Raw genomic sequence first — 5,895 nt, 5'->3', positions numbered from 1 at the left:
AAAGGATGCTCTGACTAAAGCACCTTTCAAGGGTCTATGAAAAGGGATAAGAACACGTTCATTCAAAAACAATGGAGAAACCCTCATCTTTCAAGAAGAAAGCTTACAACTTCTTCAAGTGGAAATTTTGAAGGTGATCTTACGGAAGAACATCGTGAGCCCCACCCTGAAGAGAAAAAACAGGAAGCAAGGAACCTATTAAAAAAGAACAGAATCTATTCTCCTCAAAAGAAAGCAGAAGAACTCCGTCCAGTTATTGCTTCACCACCAGAGGTATTTGATCAAGAGATAAAGGAAGTTTCTGAGCATGAAAAGATGTCTGAAAGAAAAATAAAAAGTAAAAAGAATAAAGCAGACAGTGCTGCGGAAATGAGAAAACGTCTTTCCTCAAACCGAAGAGAATATTTTAACAACCTGAAGAAAACCATGGCTTTGAATGATCATGAAACCGCTCCGCCAATGCAAGAGGATCTAGCTGCACGTTCAAATGAAAATGAGTTTGGCTGGAGGGGGAAGATGGATCCAGTAAAAAAGGAATCTATTGGTCATAATGATCAAAGCGGTTCGTTCTTAAAAGAATTTATTTCAATGTTAGGTGAATCATCATCAATGGAAATAAGTGCTCAGTCATTTGAGCATAGAGATCCACAGCAGGAAACTACCTTTGGAGAAGATTACTCCATGTTAAAGGATATTGTTTCATCGATTGAGAATGAGTCTTCCAATGAATACGTGAGTTTTAAAAACCATTATGTATCTCAAATGGAAAGCAGCCAGTCAGCGGAGATGCACCATAATGTAGACCAGGATTCAGACAATAATCCTTCCCATATAAGTGAGCAGGACCTCTATAGAGAAATTTCTTACATGCTCACAGAGTCTTCATCAGAAAGTTCTCGTGGAATTGAAGAATTAGATTTAGAATCTTCTTCGTCCTTGGAGCAGGAATTATCATTTTCCACGGATGAATATGAGGAAGATCCAATCGTTTATTTAACAGATATCCTGCCACTGTCAAATGGATTTTCGGATATTCTAAAGCGCGAATTCTGCCCTCCCTTTCTGACCACAAAACTAAAAGAAATGGATACTTTACCAGAAAACCGTCTGCAGGAAGTTTCGTCAAAAGAAAATGAACACACGATCGCACAGGTTGATTCAATAGTTGCGGAAAAAAAGCAACCTCTTTTAATTAAGGTGCCTGTAGTGCTTGCCAGGCTGAACGTTGATATCCACATCCTCGAATCTTTGAATCTTTCGGATGACATCTTTGAAATTCTAAACTTAGACTGTAATCTGCAGTCTGTAAAAACTCATGTGCTTCCACACTCATCTACAGTGTTCCTAAGTGGAATACTTGCGGTTGATATTCATTATGTAAGTGACTCTCATAAACGTACCGTCCGGATTTTAAAACAACCAATTGCCTGGGATAAAGTAGTGAAAGTAGACTGGCTGAAACTACCCATGCTTTCCAAAATGGAAAGAGAAACGTACTCATTTATTTCTGATAATGGGAACGAGTCAACTCATTATGAATACGATCAAGATTATGTGAGTCCAATCAAAGATCAATTGCAAAACAGTTATTTTGTGTGGCATACAGATAGTACCGGGGGGCATGGCGCTCATAAACGATCTTTACAGGGAAGTGCACAAATAAGGATCGATCTATTACAGGAGCAATACATTCCTATATTTTTATAATCATTTTGTTAGCACAACTTAAGAGGAGCTTCTATTAAGAAGCTCCTCTTTTTTAAATAGCTGTATTTCACCAATTATGTAGAAGTGAAGAACTTAGCGTGGCAAGGATTAGATACTTGATCTTCAAAGAGAATCTTAAAGAAGGTCATCGGCTAAGTTTTCATTTCACGGATAAACGTTGAGAGGGCATGAAACGAAGTATCTGTCTCTATATACGGCAAGTACCTGACCTCCCATTTTCTTTTATTATTCACACATGAATGGTTAACATACAGACGAATGGGGAGAAGAAAGACGTTTATATCTGCCATTAGCGGACGGCTCAACTCATGGTTAAATGGGTGAGGTTCAAGAAATAAACCTAAAGAATTGCGAGTTTGCGTCATTTCATATATATTTATAGTAATACAAAAGAATACAGAGTCCTTCGGGGTCGGGTGAAAATCCCAGCCGGCGGTGATGAACAATTGTTCTAAGCCCGCGACGGGGAAGAAGTGTAAAGCACTCTTCCTCCTGATTTGGTGAAACACCAAAGCCGACAGTTACAGTCTGGATGGGAGAAGGATGTGGAGCATGCCAAGGTACCAGAGAAGTAGACTCGTACCGTTTATTTGGCGTATGCAAATCAAAAGTAATATAAACCCTGGGGAAGTATGTCTTCTTCAGGGTTTATTTTTTTATTCATCGTAAGGAGGCGGGAACATGAGCCGTGATGAACGATATATGAAGACAGCGATTCAGATGGCGGGCGAAACAGTAGGTCAAACCAGCCCCAATCCATCTGTTGGAGCAGTAATTATCAAAGATAATGAATTGGTAGGACTGGGCGTACACGTGAAGGCTGGAGAAGCTCATGCAGAGGTTCATGCTCTCCAGATGGCCGGAGAAAAAGCGAAGGGTGCAGAAATCTATGTAACACTTGAACCTTGCAGCCACTACGGTAAAACCCCTCCTTGTGCCAAAGCGATCATCGATGCCGGGATTAAGAGGGTGGTTATAGCATCCCATGACCCTAACCCAGAGGTTTCAGGAAAAGGTATAAATATGATGAGGGAAGCCGGCATTGAAGTTGAAACCAATGTTTTAACTGAAGAGGCGGATCAGCTCAATAAGGATTTCTTTCACTTTATCCAGACAGGGGAACCCTATGTACGCTTGAAAGCGGCCATGAGTTTAGACGGAAAAATTGCAACAACCACAGGCGAAAGTCAGTGGATTACAGGAAAAGAAGCACGGGAAGACGGGCATACCTATCGTCATTTATCGGATGCCATCCTTGTGGGAATTCAGACAGTCCTGTTGGATGATCCTAAATTGACCACAAGAATAGAAGGAAAAGGAAGAAATCCGATTCGTGTGGTTTTCGATTCCAAGCTCAGGATTCCATTGTCTTCTAATCTTATTCAAAATCAGGAAGCTCCGACCTGGATTTTTACCGGTAAGCATGCCTCAAAGAATACGGTCCAAAAACTTCAGGATCTTGACCATATTAGAGTTATTCAACAGGATGTAGACCAGATAGACATCCATCAGGCTCTGCAGTACTTAGGAGAACAAAAAATGACTTCTTTACTAGTAGAGGGCGGAGGAACCATTGCTGATGCTTTTGTTCGAGCTGGAAAAGTAGAAGAAACCATCACCTATATCGCCCCTAAACTGATTGGAGGAAAAGACGCATCTTCTCCAGTAGCAGGAAAGGGGATCAGCGAATTGAAAAACGCACCTGATTATCAGGTAGTATCCCATGAACAAATAGGGGAGGATATAAAAATTGTGTCTGTAAGAAGGAGGGAAATCAATGTTTACAGGGATTATTGAAGAGATCGGCTCTTTACATTCTATTAAAAGTAAAACCGAGTCTCTGGAACTTAGTATATCTGCGGAGAAAGTGCTATCTGACGTGAAGTTAGGAGACAGCATTTCAATCAATGGCGTCTGCTTAACTGTAACCAGCTATACAGACCGTTCCGTAGAATTTGATATTATGCCTGAAACTTATAGAGCTACGAATCTAAGTGAATTAAAGCAGGGGAGCCCCGTGAATCTTGAACGGGCTATGGCTGCTGGAGGCAGATTCGGTGGTCATCTCGTATCCGGTCATATTGACGGAACGGGGACTATTGTTTCAAAAAAATCTGAATCAAACGCGGTATATTATGAAATCGAGATGTCGGAAGAACTTATTCATTATTTTGTGTATAAAGGTTCAATTGCGGTAGATGGTACGTCTCTAACCGTATTTGGGGTAGAAGGCAGCCGCGTGACGATTTCCCTGATTCCTCATACGATGGAACATACCGTCCTGGGGCAAAAGGAAAACGGAGATCGCGTGAATATAGAATGTGACATGATTGGTAAGTATGTTGCCCATTTTTTAAAGGGAGATCACTCAGAGCAGCCGAAATCGACAATGACCAAACAGTTTTTGTCTGATAACGGTTTTGCCTAGAAAAGAAGGTGAAGTAATGTTTGATACAATTGAAAAAGCCATAGAAAGATTGAAGCAGGGGAAATTGGTAATTGTCTGTGATGACGAGGACCGTGAAAACGAAGGGGATCTTGTCGGGATTGCTGAATACGCAAGTACGGAGATGATCAACTTTATGATCAAGCATGGACGTGGACTGGTATGCGCACCGGTTACCAGTGGTTTGGCCGATCATCTGGAACTGATGCCGATGGTGGATCAAAATTCGGATCCTAACCAGACAGCCTTTACAGTGAGTATTGATCATAAGGATACGACAACCGGCATCTCGGCTGATGAGCGGGCTCTTACCATTAGGGAAATGCTGAACCCTCAAGCGACAGCCGCAGACTTTCAAAAGCCCGGGCATATTTTCCCGCTGATTGCTAAAGAAGGAGGCGTGCTGCGCCGAGCCGGTCATACGGAAGCTTCCGTAGATTTAGCGGAGCTCTCAGGAGCGAGGCCTGCTGGAGTAATCTGTGAAATTATTAAAGATGATGGTACGATGGCGAGAGTTCCTGATTTACGCGAAATGGCCGATGAATTCGATATTCCAATGATTACGATTGCCGATTTAATTCAATATCGGTATCGAATTGAAAATCATGTGAATAAAGAAGTAGAAGTTGCTTTACCGACGGAATATGGGGACTTCAGGGCGATTGCTTACACGAACGATATTGACTATAAAGAACATATTGCTTTAGTTAAAGGAGAAATTGATCCTGAGACACCAACATTGGTCCGTGTTCATTCAGAATGTCTGACGGGCGACGTATTTGGCTCTTACCGTTGTGACTGCGGTCCGCAGCTTCATAATGCGTTGAGGCAGATTTCTGAGAATGGAAGCGGCGTCCTGTTATATATGCGGCAGGAAGGCAGAGGCATTGGTCTTGTGAATAAGCTGCGAGCGTATAAGCTTCAAGAGCAGGGGCTTGATACTGTAGAGGCTAATGAAAAATTGGGATTTGGCCCTGATTTGCGTGATTATGGGGTGGGAGCTCAAATCTTAAGAGATTTAGGTATCTCAAAACTTAATCTGCTTACCAATAATCCTAAAAAGATTTCCGGACTTAGAGGGTACAATCTTGAAGTAGTGGAACGTGTACCCATTGAGATGAAGTCCCGGAAGGAAAATGAACTTTATTTGAAAACTAAAAAGTCTAAAATGGGACATATGTTTCATTTATAAAAAGGAGCGGAATAAGATGGTTAAGACATATGAAGGAAATTTAGTAGGAACTGGTTTGAAAGTTGGTATTGTGGTAGGAAGGTTCAATGATTTTATTACGAGTAAGCTGTATGAGGGAGCTTTGGATGCTCTAAAACGCCATGGAGTGGATATGAACGGAGTGGAAACAGCTCATGTACCGGGAGCATTTGAGATTCCTCTTGTAGCCTCTAAAATGGCTAAAACCGGTAACTACGATGCCGTAATTACTCTGGGTGCCGTAATTCGAGGATCTACTCCTCATTTTGATTACGTATGTGGAGAAGCTGCGAAAGGAGTTTCGCAGGCTTCTCAACAAAGCGGCGTTCCTGTCATCTTTGGGATTGTTACGACGGATACGATTGAGCAGGCCATTGAGCGTGCGGGAACTAAAGCAGGCAATAAAGGCTGGGAAGCCGCGACAGGAGCCATTGAAATGGCTACATTAATGAAAACATTTGATCAGTAAAAGTGGACAGGTTGTCGCAAATCAGCGGCAGCCTGTTTTTTT

The 5,895-nt window shown here is 41.9% G+C and carries 5 protein-coding genes and 1 riboswitch; all 5 genes read left to right on the top strand.

Going from position 1 to position 5,895, the window contains the following annotated elements:
- Positions 1–36 precede the first annotated feature (36 nt).
- Positions 37–1,707 (top strand): hypothetical protein, encoded by a 1,671-nt coding sequence (locus tag WAM07_RS11250; RefSeq protein WP_422166907.1) that lies wholly within the window; start codon positions 37–39, stop codon positions 1,705–1,707.
- A 419-nt stretch (positions 1,708–2,126) separates the two neighbouring features.
- Positions 2,127–2,276, top strand: a riboswitch (FMN riboswitch).
- 133 nt (positions 2,277–2,409) lie between these two features.
- Entirely contained in the window at positions 2,410–3,525 is a 1,116-nt protein-coding gene (gene ribD / locus WAM07_RS11245; RefSeq protein ID WP_422166906.1) for a bifunctional diaminohydroxyphosphoribosylaminopyrimidine deaminase/5-amino-6-(5-phosphoribosylamino)uracil reductase RibD, read from the top strand.
- On the top strand, positions 3,506–4,156 hold the full coding sequence (ribE, locus tag WAM07_RS11240) for a riboflavin synthase (RefSeq protein WP_422166904.1): 651 nt from the start codon (positions 3,506–3,508) through the stop codon (positions 4,154–4,156). Before ribD ends, ribE (WAM07_RS11240) begins: the two co-directional genes overlap by 20 nt.
- A gap of 16 nt (positions 4,157–4,172) precedes the next feature.
- Positions 4,173–5,366 carry a bifunctional 3,4-dihydroxy-2-butanone-4-phosphate synthase/GTP cyclohydrolase II gene (locus tag WAM07_RS11235; RefSeq protein WP_422166903.1) on the top strand — a complete coding sequence of 398 codons (1,194 nt, stop codon included), beginning with the start codon at positions 4,173–4,175 and terminating at the stop codon, positions 5,364–5,366.
- Positions 5,367–5,382: 16 nt separating this feature from the next.
- Positions 5,383–5,853, top strand: coding sequence for a 6,7-dimethyl-8-ribityllumazine synthase (gene ribE, locus WAM07_RS11230; protein ID WP_422166901.1), 471 nt, complete (start codon positions 5,383–5,385; stop codon positions 5,851–5,853).
- Positions 5,854–5,895 lie beyond the last annotated feature (42 nt).

The sequence above is a fragment of the Halobacillus sp. genome (assembly GCF_049282395.1).
Lineage (GTDB): Bacteria > Bacillota > Bacilli > Bacillales > Halobacillaceae > Halobacillus.
The sequence above is the reverse complement of the archived record's forward strand: the minus strand, read 5'-3'. Positions and strand labels throughout refer to the sequence as shown.